General features: G+C 72.1%; 16 protein-coding genes and 1 tRNA gene. 5 read left to right on the forward strand and 12 right to left on the reverse strand.

The window, feature by feature from the left end; all coding sequences use genetic code 11:
- Positions 1-113 precede the first annotated feature (113 nt).
- The 3 genes from C4B68_RS25515 to C4B68_RS25525 are packed head-to-tail and all read right to left on the reverse strand — an operon-like array spanning position 114 to position 3,846.
- Complete coding sequence (locus C4B68_RS25515; protein WP_099499463.1) at positions 114-2,360, reverse strand: xanthine dehydrogenase family protein molybdopterin-binding subunit; 2,247 nt, start codon at positions 2,358-2,360, stop codon at positions 114-116.
- A complete protein-coding gene (locus tag C4B68_RS25520) occupies positions 2,357-3,352 on the reverse strand; it encodes an FAD binding domain-containing protein (protein WP_099499462.1) in 996 nt (331 codons plus the stop codon). Before C4B68_RS25520 ends, C4B68_RS25515 begins: the two co-directional genes overlap by 4 nt.
- Before the next feature lie 11 nt (positions 3,353-3,363).
- A complete protein-coding gene (locus tag C4B68_RS25525; protein WP_099499461.1) occupies positions 3,364-3,846 on the reverse strand; it encodes a (2Fe-2S)-binding protein in 483 nt (160 codons plus the stop codon).
- Positions 3,847-4,216: 370 nt separating this feature from the next.
- Between C4B68_RS25525 and C4B68_RS25530 the strand changes: the two genes are divergently transcribed.
- Positions 4,217-5,338, forward strand: a complete 1,122-nt coding sequence (locus tag C4B68_RS25530; protein WP_099499460.1) for an LLM class flavin-dependent oxidoreductase — start codon at positions 4,217-4,219, stop codon at positions 5,336-5,338.
- On the opposite strand, the gene C4B68_RS25535 is transcribed toward C4B68_RS25530, so the two are convergent.
- Positions 5,329-7,296 carry a putative bifunctional diguanylate cyclase/phosphodiesterase gene (locus C4B68_RS25535; RefSeq protein WP_099499459.1) on the reverse strand — a complete coding sequence of 656 codons (1,968 nt, stop codon included), beginning with the start codon at positions 7,294-7,296 and terminating at the stop codon, positions 5,329-5,331. The genes C4B68_RS25530 and C4B68_RS25535 overlap by 10 nt on opposite strands.
- A 353-nt stretch (positions 7,297-7,649) precedes the next feature.
- Between C4B68_RS25535 and C4B68_RS25540 the strand changes: the two genes are divergently transcribed.
- Positions 7,650-9,062 carry a M6 family metalloprotease domain-containing protein gene (locus C4B68_RS25540; RefSeq protein WP_373682177.1) on the forward strand — a complete coding sequence of 471 codons (1,413 nt, stop codon included), beginning with the start codon at positions 7,650-7,652 and terminating at the stop codon, positions 9,060-9,062.
- A gap of 139 nt (positions 9,063-9,201) precedes the next feature.
- Here C4B68_RS25540 and C4B68_RS25545 read toward each other — a convergent pair.
- The 7 genes from C4B68_RS25545 to C4B68_RS25575 form a co-directional block, all read right to left on the reverse strand.
- Positions 9,202-9,275 (reverse strand) — tRNA-Lys (locus C4B68_RS25545).
- A complete protein-coding gene (locus C4B68_RS25550) occupies positions 9,266-9,865 on the reverse strand; it encodes a bifunctional DNA primase/polymerase (protein WP_099499458.1) in 600 nt (199 codons plus the stop codon). The genes C4B68_RS25545 and C4B68_RS25550 overlap by 10 nt, the downstream gene beginning before the upstream one ends.
- 244 nt (positions 9,866-10,109) lie before the next feature.
- Complete coding sequence (locus C4B68_RS25555; protein ID WP_099499457.1) at positions 10,110-10,478, reverse strand: hypothetical protein; 369 nt, start codon at positions 10,476-10,478, stop codon at positions 10,110-10,112.
- A gap of 398 nt (positions 10,479-10,876) precedes the next feature.
- The gene (locus C4B68_RS25560) at positions 10,877-12,223 is read right to left on the reverse strand and encodes an AAA domain-containing protein (protein ID WP_240634467.1); all 1,347 of its coding nucleotides are present in this window, start codon (positions 12,221-12,223) and stop codon (positions 10,877-10,879) included.
- Between the two features lie 142 nt (positions 12,224-12,365).
- Positions 12,366-13,982, reverse strand: coding sequence for a hypothetical protein (locus C4B68_RS25565; protein WP_099499456.1), 1,617 nt, complete (start codon positions 13,980-13,982; stop codon positions 12,366-12,368).
- Entirely contained in the window at positions 13,973-15,172 is a 1,200-nt protein-coding gene (locus tag C4B68_RS25570) for a hypothetical protein (protein WP_373682176.1), read from the reverse strand. The genes C4B68_RS25565 and C4B68_RS25570 overlap by 10 nt, the downstream gene beginning before the upstream one ends.
- Positions 15,084-16,124: a phosphatase PAP2 family protein gene (locus tag C4B68_RS25575; protein WP_099499455.1), complete on the reverse strand. Its 1,041-nt coding sequence runs from the start codon at positions 16,122-16,124 to the stop codon at positions 15,084-15,086. Before C4B68_RS25575 ends, C4B68_RS25570 begins: the two co-directional genes overlap by 89 nt.
- A 244-nt stretch (positions 16,125-16,368) precedes the next feature.
- Between C4B68_RS25575 and C4B68_RS25580 the strand changes: the two genes are divergently transcribed.
- Complete coding sequence (locus tag C4B68_RS25580) at positions 16,369-16,965, forward strand: histidine phosphatase family protein (RefSeq protein ID WP_099499454.1); 597 nt, start codon at positions 16,369-16,371, stop codon at positions 16,963-16,965.
- Between the two features lie 30 nt (positions 16,966-16,995).
- Here the strand turns inward: C4B68_RS25580 and C4B68_RS25585 are convergent, their stop codons facing one another.
- On the reverse strand, positions 16,996-18,546 hold the full coding sequence (locus C4B68_RS25585; protein WP_099499453.1) for an NsdA family TPR-like regulatory protein: 1,551 nt from the start codon (positions 18,544-18,546) through the stop codon (positions 16,996-16,998).
- 297 nt (positions 18,547-18,843) lie between these two features.
- Here C4B68_RS25585 and C4B68_RS25590 point away from each other — a divergent pair, with 297 nt between their 5' ends.
- Positions 18,844-19,290 (forward strand): hypothetical protein, encoded by a 447-nt coding sequence (locus C4B68_RS25590; RefSeq protein WP_240634468.1) that lies wholly within the window; start codon positions 18,844-18,846, stop codon positions 19,288-19,290.
- A 199-nt stretch (positions 19,291-19,489) separates the two neighbouring features.
- Positions 19,490-20,395 (forward strand): spermidine synthase, encoded by a 906-nt coding sequence (locus C4B68_RS25595; RefSeq protein ID WP_099499452.1) that lies wholly within the window; start codon positions 19,490-19,492, stop codon positions 20,393-20,395.
- The last annotated feature ends 271 nt before the right edge of the window (positions 20,396-20,666 follow it).

Genomic DNA, 20,666 nt, shown 5'->3' on the forward strand with positions numbered 1-20,666 from the left:
TCACCGTCCGGGTGCGGGCGGTCCGCAGCGCCAACGGGTTCAGCGCCTGCGGGTTCTCGCCAACGGGTTCAGCGCCTGCGGGTTCTCGCCGATGGTTCAGCGCCTACGGGTTCTCAGAGCAGGTCCTCGATGGTGATGGGCAGTTTCCGCACCCGTCGGCCGGTGGCGTGATGGATCGCGTTGGCGATGGCCGCGGCCACGCCGACCTGGCCTACCTCACCGACGCCCTTGACGCCCAGCGGGTTGACGATCTTATCTTCGACCTCGACGAGTTCCACGTCGACGTCGGGGGCGTCGGCGTTGACCGGGATCAGGTAGTCGCCCAGGCTGTCGGCGACCCAGCGGCCACGGCGCGGGTCCATGTAGTTCGCTTCGAGGAGTGCCTGGCCCAGGCCCCAGATCATGCCGCCCATCAGCTGGCTGCGGGCCGTCTTGGGGTTGAGGACCCGTCCGGGAGCGAAGGCGCCGACCATGCGGCGGACACGGACCACGCCGAGATCGACGTCGACGGCGACCTCGGCGAACTGGGCGCCGAAGGTCATCATTCCGTACTGGGTGGTCTGGGACGAGGGAGACCAGGCGCCCGTCGCGTCGGTGTCGGGCAGGAAGTTGCGGTGCATCAACTCGCTGTAGGTCTCCCCGGTGTCGGGCCGTTCGCGCAGCCTCATGCGGCCGCTCTGTACGGTGATCGCGCCGGGGTCGGCGCCGTGCAGCGGGGACTCCGCGTCGGAGATGGCCAGACGGATCAGCTGGTCGCGCAGGTTGGTGGCCGCGGTGTGGACGGCGGCGCTGATCATGCCGGAACCTGACGAGCCGACAGCGGCGGCGATGGTGGGCAGCACCGTGTCGCCGCCCTCGAACCGGCAGCGCTCGAACGGGATGCCGAGCGCGTCGGCCGCGACCTGGGTCATCACCGTGGAGACCCCCGTGCCGAAGTCGGGCGTCGCCGCCTGGACGACGGCGCTTCCGTCGGCGTAGATCCGGGCGCGGGCCCGCTGCGGGTTGTTCGGCCCGTACACGGGATAGCCGGCCGTGGCCATGCCGTAGCCGATCAGCCAGTTCCCGTCGCGGTGCGAACGGGGTTCGGGGGCGCGGCGCTGCCAGCCGAAGCGCTCGGCACCGCGCCGCAGGCATTCGGCGAGCCCCTCGCTCGACCAGGGGTTGCCCGTGTTGGGGTCGACGTCGGTGTGGTTGCGCAGCCGCAGCTCGACCGGGTCGACGCCGATGCGGTGGGCGAGTTCGTCCATCGTGCTTTCCAGGGCGAACATGCCGGACGCCTCACCCGGGGCGCGCATGAAGGTCGGCGTCATGGTGTTGGCGCGGAACAGCTCGTAGACGCCCTCGTAATTGGGGCAGGCGTACATCTGGGACGCGACGCCGAGGGAGGGTTCGGCCCAGTTGTCGAAGTGGGAGGTCGGCGACAGTTTGTGGTGCCGCAGGGCCGTGAGGCGGCCCTCCTCGGTCGCGCCGAGGGTGATGTGCTGCACCTGCTCCTCGCGGAAGCCGACCGAGGTGAACATGTCCGCGCGCGTCAGGGCGAGCTTGACCGGTCGTTCGACGTAGCGTGCGGCCATCGCGCTGAGCGCGGGGTGCGCCCAGATCATGGCCTTGCAGCCGAAGCTGCCGCCGACGAAGTGGGAGATGACCCGGATCTTCGACGGAGTGAGGCCCAGCAGGGCGGCGACGGTGAGCTGGGTGGCCGCCACCCCCTGTGTCGCGTCATGGAGGGTGAGCTCGTCCCCGTCCCACACCGCCGTGGTGGCCGACGGTTCGATCGGGTTGTGGTTGTTGGCGGCGTAGGTGTACTCGGCGTCGATCCGTACGTCGGCCTGGGCGAGTCCGGCGTTGATGTCGCCGCGCTGGTTACGGCCGGGGATGAAGCCCGCGAAGATCGCCTCGGGCTCGTATGCCTGGTCGCGGCCCTGGTCGATCGTCACGACGAACGGCGTTTCGTCGTAGGTGACGCGCACGAGCGCGGCCGCCCACTGCGCCCGCTCCAGCGTGTCGGCGACGACGATGGCCACGGGCTGGCCCTCGTAGTGCACCACGTCGTCCTGGAGGGGGAAGAAGGTCTGGCCGGGCGCGGGCATTCCGGCCAGCGAGGGGATCAGCGGGGGCTGGGTGGCGATCCTGGGCAGGTTCTCGTGGGTCAGGACGGCCAGGACGCCCTCGGAGGCCAGCGCCTCGGAGGCATCGATCGAGGTGACCCGGCCGCTCGCCACACGCGCTCCGACCAGGAAGGCGTACGACATGTTGTCGAAGGTGTGGTCCGCCGTGTAGTGCGCGGTCCCCGAGACCTTGCTGCGGCCGTCGACGCGGTCGGTGGGCTGTCCGATGGCCAGGGGAGGTGCCATGGTCATGACTGACGCTCCGGGCTCGTGAGGGTCTCCAGTGCGCGGACCATCGTCCGCTGGGCGAGCTCTACCTTGAACGCGTTGAGCGGCGTGGTGCGGGCGGAGGCGAGCTCCTCGCGGGCGGCGCGTGCGAAGGTGTCCCGGTCCGCGCGCGCTCCACGCAGGACCTCTTCCGCACGCCGTGCCCGCCACGGCTTGGTGGCCACTCCGCCCAGTGCGAGGCGCACCTCGGTGATGACACCGTCATCGGTGGTCACACCCGCGGCCACGGACGCGAGGGCGAACTCGTACGACTCACGGTCGCGCACCTTCAGGTACAGCGAGTTCTCGGCCACGGGCGTGTATGGCACCTCGATGCCGACGATGAGCTCGCCGTGCGCCAGCGGGTGTTCGAGGTGGGGCGTGTCACCGGGCAGCAGGAAGAAGTCGTCGATGTCATAGACGCGCCTGCCCTCGGAGCCTTCGGTGTGGATACGGGCGTCGAGGGCCGTCAGCGCGACGGCGACGTCGGAGGGGTTCGTGGCGATGCACGAGTCACTCGTGCCGAGGACGGCGAAGTTGCGACTGAAGCCGTCGATGGCGCTGCAGCCGCTGCCCGGGTCGCGTTTGTTGCAGGGGGAGACGGCGTCGCGGAAGTAGCCGCAGCGGACGCCCTGCATCAAGTTGCCGCCCATGGTGGCCATGTTCCGCAGCTGCGCCGACGCACCGAGCAGGAGCGCCTCGGCCATCAAGGGGAACCGCTCCCGCACACTCGGCGCCTCGGCGACATCGCTCATCCGCGCTACGGCGCCGATGTACACGCCGCCGTCCGGGCGGTCCTCGATCTGGGTGAGCGGAAGGTCGTTGATGTCGACGAGCCGGCGCGGAAGCAGGACGTTCTGGCGGAGCAGATCGACCTCGGTCGTGCCGCCGGCCAGGAAGTCGCTGGTGGGGTCGGCGGTCACCGTGGCGATCGCGCCCGCGACGTCATGTGCACGTGAATAACTGATGGGCCGCAACTCCGGTCTCCCTAGGCTCCGTCGCGGACCGCGCGGATGGCCGCGCGGATGTGCTGGTAGGCGGCACAGCGGCAGAGGTTGCCGCTCATCCACTCACGGATCTCGGCGTCGTCGCCCGCATGCCCCTCCTTGAGGAGCGCGGCCGCCGACATGATCTGGCCGGGCGTGCAGAATCCGCACTGGAACGCGTCCTCGGCGATGAACGCCTTCTGCATCGCGTCGAGCTCCTCGTGCTCCGCCAGGCCCTCGACCGTCGTCACCTCGCGTCCCTCGGTGGCGATCGCGAGGGTCAGGCATCCCAGAACCCGCCGGTCATCGACCCAGAGCGTGCACGCGCCACAGGTTCCCTGGTCACACCCTTTCTTCGCACCCGTGAGATGCAGGTGCTCACGAAGCGCGTCGAGCAGACTGACCCGGGGCTCGATCTCCATGGACCGCTCGGCGCCGTTGACCTTCAAGGTCACCTTGACGGGCCCGGGCCCGCGCTCCGGCATGACAGAGGGCGCGGCCTTGACAGTTGGCGGTTGTTGTACAGACACCAAAAACCTCCTAAACGTGAGATTCATCGTGTCCCCGGAGAAAGCGGGCTGCCACTGGGGAGCCAATCCCAGCCCCTCCGGCGCAAGATCCAGCCCCTCCGGCGTTTGAGGAGCGGGGTCCGGGGCGCTGCATCGATCAGCGGCTCCGCCGCGGGCTCAGGTACGGGACGGGTAGGGGCGGAGGGGGCGAAAAATCCACCCCAGCCCCAACGCCGGGGCACGCGCCCCCGGGCCACCCGGGAATAACCGGAGCCCACCTCCTGTTCGCACCCCGAAGAACCGCACCGCGGAACCGCATCGCGCACGAAACCAGGAGGAGACCCCGGTGGAAGACACGGACGAGATCCGAGGCAAGGCGCAGGGCACCGCCCCCGTACCCCTGTCCGTACTGGACCTGGTCACGGTAGGCGCAGGCCGCACAGCCACCGACGCCCTGCGGACCAGCGTCAAGATCTCCCGCCTCGCGGAATCCCGCGGCTTCCACCGCTACTGGGTGGCCGAGCACCACTCGATGCCAGGCGTCGCGTCCTCCTCGCCGGCGGTGATCCTCGCCCACCTGGCCGCCCACACGACCCGCATCCGCCTGGGCTCGGGCGGAGTCATGCTCCCCAACCACGCCCCGCTGGTCATCGCGGAGCAGTTCGGCACGCTGGAGGCGATGGCCCCGGGCCGTATCGACCTGGGCCTCGGCCGCGCCCCCGGCACGGACGGCGCGACGGCCGCGGCCCTGCGCCGCACGGACGGCCTCAACGAAGGCGCCGACGACTTCCCCGAGCAACTCGCGGAGCTCACCCGCTTCCTGGACGACGACTTCCCGGACCGCCACCCCTACGCCCGCATCCACGCGGTCCCCGGCCCCATCCAGTCGACCTCCCCCGGCGGCGTACAGTCCCGGCATCGCCCTCCGGTCTGGCTCCTTGGCTCCTCCGGCTTCAGCGCCCGCCTCGCCGGAATCCTGGGCCTGCCCTTCGCGTTCGCCCACCACTTCTCGGCCCAGAACACGATCCCCGCGCTGGACCTCTACCGCGAGTCGTTCCAGCCGAGCGCCGTACTCGACGCCCCGTACGCCCTCATCGGCGTCTCCGCTCTCGCCACGGACGACGAGAAGGAGGCCCGCCGCCAGGTCATGGCCGCCGCCCTGAACATGGTCCGCCTGCGCACCGGCCGCCCGGGACTCGTCCCGACCCCGGAGGAGGCGGAGGCGTACGAATTCAGCCCCATGGAGCGGGAGTTCATCGACAGCTGGAACTCCAACGTCATCCACGGCACGGCCGACGAAGTCCGCTCGGGCCTCGACGACCTCCAGAAGCGCACGGGCGCCGACGAGTTGATGCTCACGTCCCACGCCCACGACGGCGACCTGCGCCTGCGCTCGTACGAACTGATCGCGGACGCCTACGGGTTGCCGGACGCGGCCCGGGACGCCCGGGCAGCCACTCAGGCCTGAGCGCGGGCCGCGGCCAGCAGCGCGGAGATACGATCCGGCGCCACCGGGCGGGAGTACAGCCACCCCTGCCCGGTGTCGCAGCCGATGCCGCGCAGGCGGGAGGCCTGGGAGGCGGTCTCCACGCACTCGGCGGTGACCGTCAGGCCGAGCCGGTGGGCGAGTTGGATGAGGGCCTCGACGATGACCTCGTCGGCGGGGTTGGGGTGGGCGGACGTGCCGTCGGCGTTCTCGTACTGGAAGCCCCGTACGAAGGAGCCGTCCAGCTTCAGGACGGAGACCGGCAGGCGGCTGAGGTAGGCGAGGTTCGAGTAGCCGGTGCCGAAGTCGTCGATGGCGATGCGGACGCCCATCTCGCTGAGGGCCTGGAGGGCTTGCAGCGGGCGGCCCGCCGAACCCATCACCGCCGACTCCGTCAGCTCCAACTGGAGGAGATGCGGGGCGAGTCCGGTCTCCGCGAGGATCTCCGCCACGTCCGCGACGAGGTCGGAGTCCCACACCTGGCGTACGGCGACATTGACGCTGACGAAGATCGGCGGCGCGTCGGGATGGTCCAGCTGCCAGCGGCGGGCCTGGCTGCAGGCGGTGGCGAGCACCCAGCGGCCGAGCTGGACGATCGAACCGTCTTCCTCGGCCAGTCCGATGAACCGATTCGGCGTCAGCGTTCCGAACTGCGGGTGATTCCACCGTACGAGGGCCTCGACTCCGCGTACGCCGCCGTCCGCCATGCCCACCAACGGCTGGTACTCCAGGGCGAATTCACCGCGGTCGACGGCCGCGCGCAGGGTGGAGGACAGCGCCTGGCGGGTCATGCGGTGGGCGTTGCGCTCCGGGTCGAAGAGGGTCCAGCGGCCCTTGCCGTCCGCCTTCGCCCAGTACAGCGTCGTGTCCGCGGCCTGCATCAGACCGGTCGCGGACGTCCCGGCCGCGCGCCGCTCGACGACCCCGATCGACGCGGAGAGGGACAGCCGCTGACCGGAGAGGTCGAAGGGCGCCTGAAGGGCCTTCAGTACGGAGTCGGCGAGGTCCGCCAACTGGTCCGTGCCCGTGGAGTCCTCGACGAGGAGTGCGAACTCGTCTCCGCCGAGTCTGGCCACCAGCGGAGTGGCCGCCCGCGCGTAACCCGCCTCGTCGGCGCAGCGCGTGAGGCGTTCGGCGACGGCCGCGAGCAGCCGGTCGCCGACGCGGTGGCCGAGCGTGTCGTTGACCGCCTTGAAACCGTCGAGGTCCAGATAGCAGAGCCCGATCCGGCCGGTGCCGCCCTCCTCGTACACCTCCGCCTCCAGAGCGGCCGACAGGCGCTCGAAGAACAGCGTGCGGTTGGGCAGCCGGGTCACCGGATCGTGCATCTGCAAGTGGCGCAGCCGCGCCTGGAGTTCACGCCGGGCGCTGATGTCGGCGACGGACAGCAGCACGGCCTGCTCCTGCGGGGGCAGCGGCGCGACGGTCACCTGGACCCAGAGGGAGTGCCCGTCGGGGTGCTTGAGGCGGCGCGTGCAGCGCAGCCGGGCCTGCCGGCCGCGCAGCACCTCGCGGTACGCGTGCCAGGTGCGGGCGTCGGACGTCAGGTCCACGAGATCGGCGGCGATCCGCCCGACGAGCGCGTCCACCCGGGTGCCGAGCAGCGTGCCCAGCGACTCGTTGGCGGTGACGATGAGCCCCTCGCGGTCGACGACGGCCATCGCGAGGGGCGCGGTGCCAAAGGCGGCCCGGAAGGTGCGGGGTGACGGTCCGTCGGGTACGGGGGCGTACGCGGGCGCGTCGGAGCGTGTCTCGGCAGGGGCGTACGGGTCAGGAGGTGAACCGGGGGCGACGCATGCGCCGGAAGGTGACCCAGGGGTGAGGGATGCGCCGGGAGGCGCCCCTGCGGACAGACGAGGAGATGTGCCGATATGACGCTCTGTGACGGCCGGCCGGACGAGGTCTGCCGCGGGCGCCGGCCCTTCGGACGTTCCGCTCACCGCTCGCTCCCGCAGTGCACTCGTTCTTCGTATGGTCTCTCGGGGTGGTCGGCCGGTGCTGGACGGCCGCACAAGCCGTGTCCGTGCAGGAAAGTGTGCCGATCATAGAGGCATGCCTCGGGGACTTGCAGCCACTGTCCAGTGTCCCCGAACAACGGCCTCTTCCGGCAGATCGTTTCTGCTCGCATCTGGACGGGATCCTTCCACCGCGGATCGCATGTGACGTTCCGTGAGTGCTCGGGGTGTCGGTCTCGCGGGTCCCCTCACTCTTCTGGTGCAGACAAACAGGGCGAAATCATACGAACTCCCCCAGGCTGGGTGCGGTATCCCGAATTCCGCATCCGGAGGTCGCTGTGCCGCGTCCGCGCCCCCTGAGGGGTCTCACCCTTGAGGCCTTGCGGGATTTCACTCGTGAGACCCTACGGGGCCTCACCCGTGACGGGGCGCCACGTTGGCGCAGCCCCGCGGCCGTGTTCACCTCGATGACCGCGCTCGCCGCGACCTCCCTGCTGCCGGGCCCCGCGCTCGCCGAATCCCAGTCGGCGGTATGCGCCCTGGAGCGGACCGACGCCCACCACTCGGAGGGCGTCGACACCTGGAACTCCGCGTATGTGCGGCCCGACCACCCCCTCGACGCGGTGATGGTCTTCCTGTCCTTCCCCGACTCGCGGCCGCGCGTCACGCCCGCCGAACTGGCCGCCGACCACTTCCCGGCCACCAGACTCTTCTTCGAGCGCGCCTCCTACGGCAAGTTCACCGTGCGGCCGCATGCCCAGCGCGACTGGATCCGGATGCCGCACCCCTCCACGTCGTACGCCATACGGCGTGACTGGAACGCCGGGCAGCGCGCCGCCTACCTGCGCGACGCGATCACCGCGGCCGACCGGCAGGTCGACTTCTCGCGCTACGAGATCGTCTACCTCGTGGCCGACCCGGATGCGCCGGGCGTCGACTCCGACGCCACGAAGGTCGTCAACCTCGACACGCCCTTGAGCGCCGACGGCAGGGACATCCGCCGCGTGGTCACGGTCTTCGAGAAACACCCGCCGGACCGCCTCGTCCTCGCCCACGAGACCGGCCACGTCTTCGACCTGCCCGACCTGTACCACCGCCCCACCGACGGCAAGATCGACTGGGACACCTACGTCGGCGACTGGGACCTCATGGGCAGCCAGTTCGGACTCGCCCCCGACCTGTTCGGCTGGCACAAGTGGAAGCTCGGCTGGCTGGACGAGGAGCAGGTGGCGTGCGTGCGGGGGACGGGGGGTACGCGGTTGACGATGGAGGCGGTGGGGTCCTCGAGTCCCTCGGCGGCGGGAGCGGCTGGTCCTCGTGCGTGGCCGGCCGGCTCGGCTGGTTCGGCCGGTTCGGCTGGTTCGGCTGGTTCGGGAGGCGCGCCGGGCGTGTCGGGTGCGCGGCTCTTCGGTTCCGGCCAGGGAACCAAGCTGGCGGTGGTCCGTACGGGTCTCGACAGCGTGCTCGCCTTCGAGGTGCGCGCCTCGGGGGGCAACGACGGCGCGACGTGCACGCAGGGCGTCCTCGTCTACCGCGTCCGTAGCGAGGCCGCGTCGGGCGACGGCCCGGTCGAGGTCCTCGACGCACACCCCCACTCCGAGGCCTGCTGGGAAGGCTCGGTCTACCCGGCCCTCGCGGACGCGCCGGTGGCGCTGGGGGAGAGCTACACGGTCCCGGGCGAGAAGGTCCGGGTCGAGGTGGAGGACCGGACGGCTTCGGGGGCGTGGACGGTGACGATCACGACGGGCTGAGCCTTCGCGACTCCGGTCACTGGGCCGGCCTCAGGGGGTGTGGGTGGCGGAGCCCCCACAGACCGCGGCGAAGCCGCGCAGAAATGACGATGGCGAGACGGTTCGCGCTTTCCGCGAACACGCCTCGCCATCGCTAGCGTGCGCCGCCAGGGACTCGAACCCCGGACCCGCTGATTAAGAGTCAGCTGCTCTAACCAACTGAGCTAGCGGCGCCTGCTGACGTCGTAGACCTTAGCATCCTGATCGGTGGGAGGAAAAATCGATATCCGCACCGCCTCCGAGGCCGTCGCTCGGGCCGCCCGGACGGCCGCCCAGAGCAGGATCTCGGCCCCCGGAAGCCAGGGATGCCGGGTGTCGGGCGCGACGAGCCAGCGGGATTCCAGGCGGGCGGCGGGGCTGGGCCCGGTGCCGCCGACGCTCAGTGCGGGCACGGTGACCGCGTCTCCCGTGCCGTGACAGAGCAGGGGCGCAACCGCACCGCACCGCCCCGCGCGCCCGGCGGCCTCCTCCCACTCCAGGAGCGACGGCAGCCGCTGAGCCGTACCGGGCGCGGCGAACAGCAGCATGCGGCCGCGGTACGCCGCCACCGGGCCCGAGCCCGGTCCGTCGTCCCATAATCGGTCGAGCATCCGCCGCCCGAAGATCGCCGGAGCGTTGACGATGTCGAAGGCACTGCCGCAGGGCAGGACGACCGGGGCGTCGGGCCGTTCCGCCCACAGGGCGAGCGTGCTGCGCGGATACGTTCCTGCGGAGGCGAGCCAGGCGGCGCCCTCGGAGGCGACTCCTGCGATGTCGAAGCTCATGCCGCCAGATGTACCGGTGGTAGGCGTCCGGTCTCGGAGGGTTGCCGGAAATCGGGACGGGAGGGGGCGGGGAGGAGTATCTGCTCTTCAGCTGCTTTTCAGCCCGTCCGGCGTTCGAGGACGAGCGCGAAGCGCGATACGGGGGTCTGGGGGCGCTGTATCCATCAGCGGCTCCGCCGCGGGCCCCAGGTACGGGAATGGGCAGGGGCGGCGGGGGCGAAAACCCTACGCGCACCCCCACGACTCACAGGTGATCGCCCACCCCATGGTTCCCCTCAACCCCCCGAAGCAGATCCTGACCGAACTCGACCATCCGCTTCGCGTAGTCCTCGGTCCACTCGGCCTGGTCGGCGATCGCGGCCGGAGTGAGCCGGTCAAACCGCCGGGGATCGGCAAGCTGCGCCGCGGCGATCGCCTGGAACTCGACCGCCCGATCCGCGGCAGCCCGAAACGCCTGCGTCAGCTCCGTGGCCCGGTCCAGCAGCGCACGCGGATCGTCGATCGACTCCAGACCGAAGAAATGCTCCGGATCCCCGGCGGCTTCCGCGGGCTCGAAGAGCAGGGGCGCGGGGCGTAGCCGCGGTTCGTTCCGACGCGGCGTGGGCTCCGCCATGTCTTCTCCTCCTCGTACGGTTCAGGGACCCGCCTCGTCAGTGGGCCACCGTCTATTGTCTCTCGCCCGCGCAAGTGGGCCGGAGAGGCCAGGCTCCATCCCCCCGGCGGGGTACCCACAGCGGAGGGGCTCGGCGCCGGCCGTGGCAGTGCCGGAGCGATAGAGGTGCCGTCCGGCGGATGGGCGGCGGGGCGCCCGGCGCCAGCCCCGGAGGTGCCGGCGTGTCGGTCAAGGTCGCCAAGCCACCTGGTGCTCTGCCGGATGCGACAGCACCGCGTGATTGGCCTCCCAGCCATCCGGGCTGTTTCCATTGGCCGCCTCCGGCGGCGTGCCGGACTCCGTCTGGCGGACGGGCGGCGGGGTGCTTGGCGCCAGCCCCGGAGGTGCCGGCGTGTCGGTCAAGGTCGCCAAGCCACCCGGTGCTCCGCCAGATGCGACAGCACCGCGTGATTGGCCTCCCACCCATCCGGGAACTTCACCGTGACCCCCAGCTGCACCGGCTCCGTCGACGGATGGTCGTCCAGCAGCTCCGTCACCCCCGCCCGGCACACCACGATGCACGCGTGCCGATGCCGGGACGCCAGCACGCACAACCGCCCCGTCTCCAGGTGGAACGCGGTCGCGTCCGGCCGCCCCGACAGCGGATGGAGCACCACGGTCACATCGAACTCCCGGCCCTGAAGCCGGTTCGCCGTGTCGACGGTGACGTCCGCGACGCCGAGGTCCGCCAGCGCCGCCCGTACGGCCGCGGCCTGGTCCCGGTGCGCCGTGCCGACGGCGATCCGGTCGGCCGTCAGCGGCACCGGATCGTCCGCCCGCTCCGACGTGGCCGCGCCACCCCGGTCCAGCAGCCGGCGTACGACCTGGGCGACGGCCCGTACCGCCTCGGGATCCGTACGAGGCGTGTGCCGGGCCGGCAGCTCCAGCAGCCCCCAACCTGCCTCCGCCGCCTCGTCGATGACCCGGTCGGGCCCCGAACCGTCCGACGGGACGGCGAAGTTCAGCCGCCGGTCGCCATGCCCCGTACCGCTGCGGAACGGCGTATACGGATAGAAGGCGTCCGAGACCAGCGGTGCCGCGGAGGCGGGCAGCCGCCAGGACACCGGCAGCCGGTGCTGCGGCAGCTCCGGATTGTGGGCGAGCAGCGTCGTCACCGCCGACGCCGACGGGTCGTACGACAGCCCGGCCCACTGCTCGGACCCCACGATCGCGAAGGGGTCCAACTGCCCCGGGTCGCCCACGAACAGCGCCCGCTCGAAGAGCCCGGCAACGGCGAGCAGCGCGTCCGAGCGCATCTGGTACGCCTCGTCGACGATCGCGTGCCGCCACGGCTCGACGCCCTTGACGTGGGCCCACTTGGCGGCGGTCGAGATGACGACGTCGAGGCCCGCAAGGTCGGCCGCCTTGGCGGACTTGCGTACGTTCTCCAGGCCGTCGAGCGCCTTGTCGTACGGGTCGGGGTCGCTGCTGTGCAGCCGTCCGACGGGCAGCCCGGGGTCCTTCTCGGCGAGCCGCAGCACCAGGTCGTCGACCTGCGCGTTGGTCTGCGCGATGACCATCAACGGGCGCCCTGCGGCGGCCAGTTCGAGCGCGGCGCGCACGACGAGGGTCGACTTCCCGGCACCGGGCGGGGAGTCGACGACCACTCCCCGGTGGGTGCCGTGCAAGGTGTCGCGCAGGATCGCGTCGGTGGCGCGGGTGGCTTCGGCACCGGGCTCGAAGGCCGCGGTGGGCAGGCCGTTCAACGAACGCTCTCCTCGGTCACGGGGTTCACGGGACCGTCTTCCCCGGTCACGCGGTCCACAAGTCCGTCTTCCGCGGTCACGCGGTCCAAAGGACGTCTTCCGTCACGGGGTTCCACAGGACGCCCTCCCAGGTCACGGAGGTTCATAGGACGTCCTCGTCCGTCACCGGGTCCGGCAGGGGTACGGCCTCGGGTTCGCCCGGCGGCCCGCCGTGCGTCCACGGTGTCTCCTCCGGGTCGGGCAGTTTCGCGCCGCCCCGCTGCTCGTGCTCGAAGAGCGTGAAGCAGACCAGGTCCCCCTTCTCCGGCACGGACCCGGCCTCGGGCTCCTTGCCGCGCCCCATCTTGTCGACGACGCGCAGGACCACGAGGGCGCCCCCGTCGCCCCCGTCCTCGGTTGCCCCCTCGTACCCCACGAACTCGGCGGCCTGCGGCTTCCCGCCCAACGACCGGTACACCTTCGTACGCTCACCGAGATGCGGCTGGTCCTCCGTGCGGACGGTCACCAGCGGGCGCGGGCTGGGCCGCTTGCCCTCGCTGTACGCCATCACGACATCCGTGACCTCGCCCGCGAACGCCTCCCCGGCGAGCCGCCGCCCGGCCATGACGAGCGGGTCGTCGAGGGCCTCCTGGGCTTCCAGCCGGGCCTGTTCCCGCTCGCGGGTGGCGAGTTTGTTCGCCGCGGTGACCGCGTCGTCGCGGCGCGGCTGCGGGGGTTCGCCCGCGGTGATCCGGTCGCGGTGGCTGGTGAACGACCAGCGGTCGCGGGTCCACCGGTCGGCGGCGTGCGCGCCCTCGGGGAGCGCGCGCAGCAGGTCGAGCCCGTGCCACACCGCGTCCCAGGTGGGCCGGGTGACGCTCTCGACGAGCGCGCGGATCTCCCGCTCGGCGGCGGTGAGCGCGCCGAGCCGGTCGTCCGCCTCGATGCCGTCCTCGGCGGCGGCGAACGCCGTACGCGCGCGGTCGTAGCGCTCGATGGCGGGGGCCAGCAGCATGTTGTCGAAGGCGGGGTCGGTGGCGGGTCCGGCGGGCGGGCAGACGAGTTGGCCCCGGGAGTCCCGCCGAAGCCCGGCCCGCAGCGCGCCCTGCGCGCCCGACTCGCCTTCCGGCGGGTCGATCCAGGCGAGCAGCGCGCCCAGGTGCTGGTCCTCCAGGCTGCTCTGTCCGGTGGCCCAGTGCCGTGACAGTACGTCGGTGAGGGCGAGCAGGAGGGACGAGCCGGGCACCCGGGCCCGCTCCCCGTAGTGCGTCAGCCACCGCCCGAGCAGCGGCACCCGGGGCGGCGCCGGATGGGGCGTCTCGGGATCCTGCTCGGCGGTGCGCCGGAACCGCATGGAGCGCCCGAGCAGCCGTACGAACTCGATGCCCGCACGGCTCGGCACGATCAACTGCGGGGCGTCCGCGCACAGTTCGACCTCGACCTTGACCCGCTTCCCGGTCTCCGGATCGGTCTCGCTGCGCTCGGCCGCCTCGACCACGTCGGCGTACGCGTCGATGTACGGAAGGACGACGTCCGCCAGCTCGGCGAGGAATGCGAACCGCAGATCCCGGTCCCGGGGCTGCGGCACGACGAGCAGCCTGGGCGCGTCCCGCTCGGTCCCGACGAGCGCCCCGAGCGGGGCCCCGGCCTCACCCGCGGTGACCAGCGGTACGAACACCAGGGGCCGCTCGGTGAGATGCCGGTGCCGCACGGTGGCGACAGCCTGGGCCCGCCCGCTCTCCACGGCTTCCAGCCGAGCGAGGGTGGCGATCAACGACATACATCCCCCTCCCGCGTCCCCAGCGCCTCCGCCCGGAGCGTCGCCGCTCTCCGTAGCGCCGCGACCGCCGGGTCGTCCGGATCCCCGGCCTGCCCGTGGGCCGCCGCCAGCACGTCCGTCACCGTCGTCAGGTCGCCCAGTTCCGCGCGCAAGGAGCGCCCCAGGGACGTCACCGCGCCCTGCGCGCGCGAACGGTCCCGGCAGTGGAAGGCCAGTTCGCAGGCGGAGAGGCACTCGGGGGCGTAGGTCGCCGGGACGGATTCGACGGCGGTCGTCAGGTCGGCGGCGGGCAGGTCGAGGGAGAAGCAGGTGCCCTCGGGGAGGGCGGCGGCGATGTCCTCGACGCGGGTGAGGCGCGCGAGCTGGCGGCGGGTGACCGCGCGCTGCTTGCGGATGTCGACGGCGGACGCGGTCGGGAGGTTGGAGAAGTCCTTGGGGCAGACCAGAAGGACCCGGTGGCGGACCTCGGGGGCGGGGACGCCGTCCTGGGCGCGTCCCTCCGGCCCGCCGAGGTGCGCGGCGACCTCCTCAAGGGCGAGGACGTACACCGCGGACTGCCGCGCGGCCGCGCCCACCTTCGCGGGGTCCGCCGAACCGTCCAGCATCGGGAAGGACTTGATCTCGACGACCGTCCAGCTGCCGTCGGGGTGCACGACCACGGCGTCCGGCTCCAGGAAGGCGGGGGAGCCCGCGACGTCGAGGGCGAGCATGGGGTGGTCGAGCAGGGTCCAGCCGCCGGCCGCGGTGGCCTCGCGCAGCGCCAGCGCCGTACGCGCCGTGCGCCCCTCGGGGCCGACGGCGGTCAGGTCGGGGACGGCACCGGCCGTGGGCGGCTCGGCGCCGGGGTCCAGCTTCTCGTGCACGAGCCGCAGCAGCTCCGCGCCGCCGTCGGCCTTGACCCGCGCCTCGAACGCGTTGCCCCGCATGAAGGCGAACTGCGACTGCCCGAACGCGGACGGGGAACCGAGCGCGCCGGCCAGCTTCGCCTTGTCGACGCCCGCGCCATCGAGGAGGGCACGCCGCTCGCACCCGGGGTTCGCGGCGAGCGCCGCGAGGGCGCGCGCGTCGAGGGCCTTGGGCGGTACGGCCGGACCGCGCAGCTCAGCGAGCCTTCCCCAAACTCTCGGCTTCGCTCGAGCAGGGGAGACCCCAAGCCGGAGCGCCGTCCCCCGCGTCCGTGGGGGAGGCACCCGGCTCGGCTCCCGGCCCGGTTCGGGACTCGCGCTGTCGGGGAATTCGCTCACCCGGGGAAGTCTGGCACCTGGCACTGACAATCGAGGAACCCGCGCCCCGCGAGACCCCCGCGACCCACCGGAAACGAGCGGCCGGCAGCGTCCTGCCCCGGTCCGTGAGCCGCATCACGAACGGGGTCAGCAGCAGCCCGGCCCCCATCACGGCGGCACCGGCGACCGCGTCGAGGAAGTAGTGGTTCGCCGTGCCCATCACGATGATCGTGGTGAGCAGCGGATACGCGACGCCCGCGACCTTGGCCGTGCGCGTGCGGCCGTACTTCCACAGGATCACGCCGCACCACAGCGCCCAGCCCACGTGCAGGCTCGGCATCGCCGCGTACTGGTTCGTCATGCTGCCCAGGCCCCGCGGCGCACTCGCGTCGCCTGCCCACCAGCCGTACGAGCTGTACTGGGCCATCGTGTCGACGAAGCCGTGGCCGGGGTCGAGCAGCCGGGGCGGGCAGGTGGGGAGCAGCGTGAAGCCGATGAGGCCGATGAACGTGGAGGTCATCAGCCAGGTGCGGGCCGCGCGGTAGCGCACGGCCCGGGAGCGGAAGAGCCAGACCAGGAGTGCGGGTGTCACCAGGTAGTGCAGCGACGCGTAGCAGAAGTCGGCGGGCACGCCCAGCCAGGCCTCGCGGGTGAACAGCCGGTTCAGCGGGTGCTCGGCGTTGAGGCGGAGGGCCTTCTCGATGCGCAGGATCTCCAGGCCGTGGTCGACGGCGCTGGAGGTGTCGCCCCGGGCGAGCAGCCGGCCCGCCGAGTACGACGCATACACCAGCAGGATCAGGGGCAGCTCGGACCACCAGCGCAGCCGGGCGTGCGGAGCCGTGGAGGCGCGCAGGTCGGTCCACTGGCGAAACCGGGCGCGAGGTGCCGCCTCGGTGCGCGGTGCATCGGTCTGCGGCATCCGATCGCCCTCCCCCATCTGCGGCGGCGCCCCGGCAGACCCGACAGTCTGCCCGCCCCGTGACGACGATGCGTGGCCACGCCGGATTTACGGTCTATATGAATGCCCTCAGCGGGCCCCCTCGGTCGTCAAAGACGCAGAGATCGACCGGCGGGTTGCCCCGTGCGGCGGTGAGCGATGATGGAGGGACCGACTCCTCACGCGCGTCACACGCGTATCGCTCGTCCCGGAAAGGCTCCTCTTCATGGCACCGCGCATCCTGCTGGCCCGGCACGGACAGACGGAATGGTCGCTGTCCGGCAAGCACACCGGCAGGACCGACATCCCGCTCCTGGAAGAGGGCCGGCGCGGCGCCAAGCTGCTGGGCGAGCGGCTGCACCGGGCCCCCTTCGACGGCCTCCCCGGGGTCGAGGTGCGCACCAGCCCGCTGGCACGCGCGCGTGAGACCTGCGAACTCGCCGGGTTCGCAGAGCGCGCGACCACCTGGGACACGCTCATGGAGTGGGACTACGGCGCTTACGAGGGCATGACCCCGGCCGAGATCCAGGCGGTGCGCCCCGGGTGGTTCATCTGGCGCGACGGTGTCCCCGAAGGGGAGACCCTGGAGCAGGTCTCCGCGCGCGCGGACGAGGTTGTGGCCCACGCCCGCGCCGAGGACCGTGACCTTCTGGTCTTCGCCCACGGCCACATCCTGCGCTCCATCGGCGCCCGCTGGCTCGGTCTCCCTCTCGACTTCGCGGCCCGTATCCGTCTCAGCCCGACCTCGCTGTCGGAGCTCGGGTGGGCCTACGGAGAGCCCGCGATCGAGTCGTGGAACGACTGCGGACACCTGACCGCGTAAGCCCCCGGCGGGTTCGGCCGGCGGACGTCCTCACACAGGGCGCGGCAGGCTCGCGTGGCGGTCCAGGAAGGCCGACACGCCCGACGCCCTGCGGTGCGGGAGCAGCACGCGGGCCGTTCCCGCCAGCATGGTCTGGATGCGGGAGGACTGGACCTCGCCCAGGAGGTCCAGGACGCGCAGGCCGGCGAGGGCGGCCTCGTCGGGGCGGCCACCGCGCGCGAGGTCGTCGGCGAGTTCGGCGGTGTAGAGGGCCATGTTGCGGGTGAAGTGCGGGTCCTGGAGCTCGGCGGCGCGGCGCGCGTGGCGGGCCGCCCGGGGCCAGTCGCCCAGCGCCGACCAGCACTGCGCCTCGAGACCCTCCAGTTCGGCCTCTCCGTAGAAGGTCATCCACTCGGGGTCCGTCTCCGAAGGCCCCCGCTCGTAGAACGCCTGTGCGCAGGCCAGCGCCTGCGCGCACCCCGTGCGGTCGGCGAGCCCCGCCCAGCCGCCCGCCTCGCGCAGCGCGAGCAGGGAGAGCAGGCGAGGGGAGCCCAGGGGGCGCGCGGCGCGCTGCGCCGCCTGCGCCGCGCGCACGGCCTCACGCGGGCGCCCCGCGTCGCGCGCGAGGAACGCGGTGTTGCAGAAGGCGTGAGCCTCCAGGCCCGGGTCGCCAGACATCCGGGCGGTGGCGAGCGCCTCCGCGTAGTGCGAGCGCGCGTCGTCGAAGCGCCCCGAGTCGTGGGCCAGCCAGCCCACCGAGATGGCCAGTTCGCCCGCGCCCGCGTACAGCCGGTCGGTGGTCGACTGCCGGGTGGTGCCCGCGTCGAGCAGCGCGTACGCCGCCCGCAGCGGGGCCGCCGCGCGCCGGTAGAGGCCGTCGGCCCCGTGCCGGTCGTCGAGCAGCCGGATCTTGCGTACGGCCTCTTCGAGGGCGCCCGCCTCGGACGTACCCGCCCGGTGGACGCGCCGTTCCGTCGCGGCGGCGGTGGAGCCGAACGCGACCGCGAAGGGCACCAGTGAGGCCGCCGCCACGGTGGCGGTGCCTCCGGTCATGAATGCGCGACGCTGCACGTCGCTCTCCTCGTGGTTCTGATCGTGGTCCTCGTACGGGTCGTACGGCGTGTACGGGGTGTACGGGATCTGGGTTTGGTGCGGGTGGTGCGGGATCTGGGTTTGAAGCAGGTCGTGCGGGAACTGCGGGTGGTGCTGGTCCGGCGTTTCATACGTCTCATGCGCCCCTTCCGTCTCATGCGGGGCGTACGAGAGGCTCGTGGTGTGCGGAGGGGGCGCCTCGTCCATGCCGCGCGCCCCGCGCCCGCGTACCGATGAGCGGGGCGCGAAACCCAGGTCCGTGAGCGTGCGGCCGGGGAACATGTGCAGGAACACCCGCTCGTACGCGTAGTTGGGACAGCGGATCTCGCCCGCCTCGACGCGCCCGATGTAGCGCGCGTCGCAGCTGACCCGCTCGCCGATCTCGCGCGCGGCCCGCCGCACCGCCGCGGCGAACTCGCCCGGCGAGCGCTGCCCGCGCAGCCGCCGGAAGGCGAGATTCGGCCGCGGTGGCCGGGGGGACTGGGACGAGGTCACCATTGACGACGCCATGGCCGGGCCCTCTCTGCGAACCGTCGAACCATGCCGGATTCAGGGTGAGTTGTCAGGGTTGTGCCCTGTAGGTGCCCTGCTTCCGGCGCGGCAAGAACGTACCTGCTGTGATGAGGTCGCCACGCTGGGTTTGGCTACAAACCGGATATCTCATCCACGATCTGCCATGAACTGCCATCCTTTGGCGCGTTGTTCCGCCGTAGCCGTTGACGTCCTGGCGCGTTGAACCCTGCGGACCGGGAGCCGCCCGAACTCCCGACCCACTCGTCATGAGGAGGGGTTCCGTTGGAGGCCGGGATGGAGACCAGGCAGAGCACCGAGTTCCATACGTCGCTGTCGACCGCGCAGCACAGGCCGTCCCCGGAGTGCAGCGCCCTACCACAGCCGGTCGAGCCGGTCGCCGAGTGCGACCTGGTGACCGTTCCCGCGCGGCAGGGTCTGGAGGCGGTCGACATCCTCCGTCGCGGCTCCTGCGACGCCGTCGGACCCGTACTCCACGACGACGGCTGCGACACCCTCGGCTTCCTGGTGCCGCCCGGCACCGCGGACGCCTGGGACGTGCCGGGCAGCACCTGTACGCAGACCAACGGCCGCGGCCTCAGTCCGGCCCCCGAGCCCCCGGTCGAGGGCTCGGACTGGCTGCTCCCGCCCGACGAGGGCGACCTCGCGACCGACCCGGCCGTACTACGGGCCGCGCTGGGCGAGGCGGCCCGGCTGATCGAGGCCGCGGACAACTGCCAGTGAGCTGCGGGACGGGTACCGCCCCTGCCGGTGAACCGCCCGAAGGGCCTGGGGAGGCGGGTGCCCGGCGGTCGGCTGTGCGGGGGTGGCGGGACGCTGCCGGCCGGCGGTGCGGGCAGTGCGGGGGAGCCCGCCCGGCTGCCTTCGGCCTGCTGAAAGGCGCCGCTGCGCCGACCCGTCCGTACGCGCCGATAATGGCGGGATGGCAAGGGCGAGGAACAAGCGGTCGGACGACGGGCGTCCGGCGGGGCGGGGTGCGCGGCGCGGGCAGGCGGCCGCCGAAGCCGTCGTCGAGCCCGTCGACGGCGGGCTCGCCGAGCTTCTGCCCGACCGGGAACGGGCGCGCGCCTGGACCCTGCTGATCGACGGCGCCCCGCAGTCGTACGTCGACCTCGACGACCCCGCCTACCTGAGCTTCGAGTACCAGCGCCGCCTCGGCCATGTCATAGACCTCGTCGCTCCGCCCGGCAAGCCCGTGCACGCCGTGCACCTCGGCGGTGGCGCCCTCACCCTCGCCCGTTACACGGCCGCGACCCGGCCCCGTTCCACCCAGCAGGTCGTCGAGCGCGATGCGGCCCTCGTCCAGCTGGTCCGCCGCGAGCTGCCGCTCGATCCGAACGCGCGCATCAGGGTCCGTTCCACGGACGCCCGTGAAGGGCTCGCCAAGGTGCCTGACGACTGGGCGGACCTGGTGATCGCGGATGTGTTCAGCGGGGCGCGTACGCCGGCACATCTGACGTCCGTCGAGTTCGTCGCGGAGGTCCGCAGGGTGGTGAACTCGGGTGGCGTCTACGCCGCGAATCTCGCCGACGGGCCTCCGCTCGCCCACCTCCGTGGCCAGATAGCCACCGTGGCCGCCGCCTTTCCCGAACTCGCCCTTGTCGCCGACCCGACGGTGCTGCGGGGGAAGCGCTTCGGGAACGCGGTCCTCGTGGCCTCTGGCCAGCCGCTCCCTGTTGCGGAACTGACCCGTCGTGCGGCCTCTGATCCGCATCCGGGGCGTGTCGAACATGGCAGGCAGCTCACTGATTTCAGCGGAGGTGCGGCGCCGGTGACGGATGCGGCGGCTGTGGCTTCACCGGCGCCGCCGCCGTCGGTCTTCCGGTAGGCCCGTCGGTCTTCCGGTGATCCGTCGCCTGCGGGTCGGTCGCCTGCCGTCCGGTGATCTGTCGCCTGCCGTCCGGTGGGTGGGTCGGGGCCGTGCCGGTACATCCGCCTGTCGCCTCTCGGGCACTTGGGGTGGGTAGCGGTTGGGTGTGACCAGGTATGCGACGGGCATTTGATGTACCGGCACGGCCCCTTCCGTTGTCGGGCGGCTGACTGCCGGTGGGGGCGGGCGTGCGGGCACATATCGGTGGGTGGGTGCGGCTGTTGGTCGG

This window comes from Streptomyces dengpaensis (assembly GCF_002946835.1).
Lineage (GTDB): Bacteria > Actinomycetota > Actinomycetes > Streptomycetales > Streptomycetaceae > Streptomyces > Streptomyces dengpaensis.

What these genes read in the sequence shown, in the direction of transcription:
- C4B68_RS25515 (WP_099499463.1), bottom strand. Translation starts at nt 2,360, where the DNA reads ATGACCATGGCACCTCCCCTGGCCATCGGACAGCCCACCGACCGCGTC.
- C4B68_RS25525 (WP_099499461.1), bottom strand. Translation starts at nt 3,846, where the DNA reads ATGCCGGAGCGCGGGCCCGGGCCCGTCAAGGTGACCTTGAAGGTCAAC.
- C4B68_RS25550 (WP_099499458.1), bottom strand. Translation starts at nt 9,865, where the DNA reads ATGAGCTTCGACATCGCAGGAGTCGCCTCCGAGGGCGCCGCCTGGCTC.
- C4B68_RS25555 (WP_099499457.1), bottom strand. Translation starts at nt 10,478, where the DNA reads ATGGCGGAGCCCACGCCGCGTCGGAACGAACCGCGGCTACGCCCCGCG.
- C4B68_RS25565 (WP_099499456.1), bottom strand. Translation starts at nt 13,982, where the DNA reads ATGTCGTTGATCGCCACCCTCGCTCGGCTGGAAGCCGTGGAGAGCGGG.
- C4B68_RS25575 (WP_099499455.1), bottom strand. Translation starts at nt 16,124, where the DNA reads ATGCCGCAGACCGATGCACCGCGCACCGAGGCGGCACCTCGCGCCCGG.
- C4B68_RS25580 (WP_099499454.1), top strand. Translation starts at nt 16,369, where the DNA reads ATGGCACCGCGCATCCTGCTGGCCCGGCACGGACAGACGGAATGGTCG.
- C4B68_RS25585 (WP_099499453.1), bottom strand. Translation starts at nt 18,546, where the DNA reads ATGGCGTCGTCAATGGTGACCTCGTCCCAGTCCCCCCGGCCACCGCGG.
- C4B68_RS25590 (WP_240634468.1), top strand. Translation starts at nt 18,844, where the DNA reads ATGGAGACCAGGCAGAGCACCGAGTTCCATACGTCGCTGTCGACCGCG.
- C4B68_RS25595 (WP_099499452.1), top strand. Translation starts at nt 19,490, where the DNA reads ATGGCAAGGGCGAGGAACAAGCGGTCGGACGACGGGCGTCCGGCGGGG.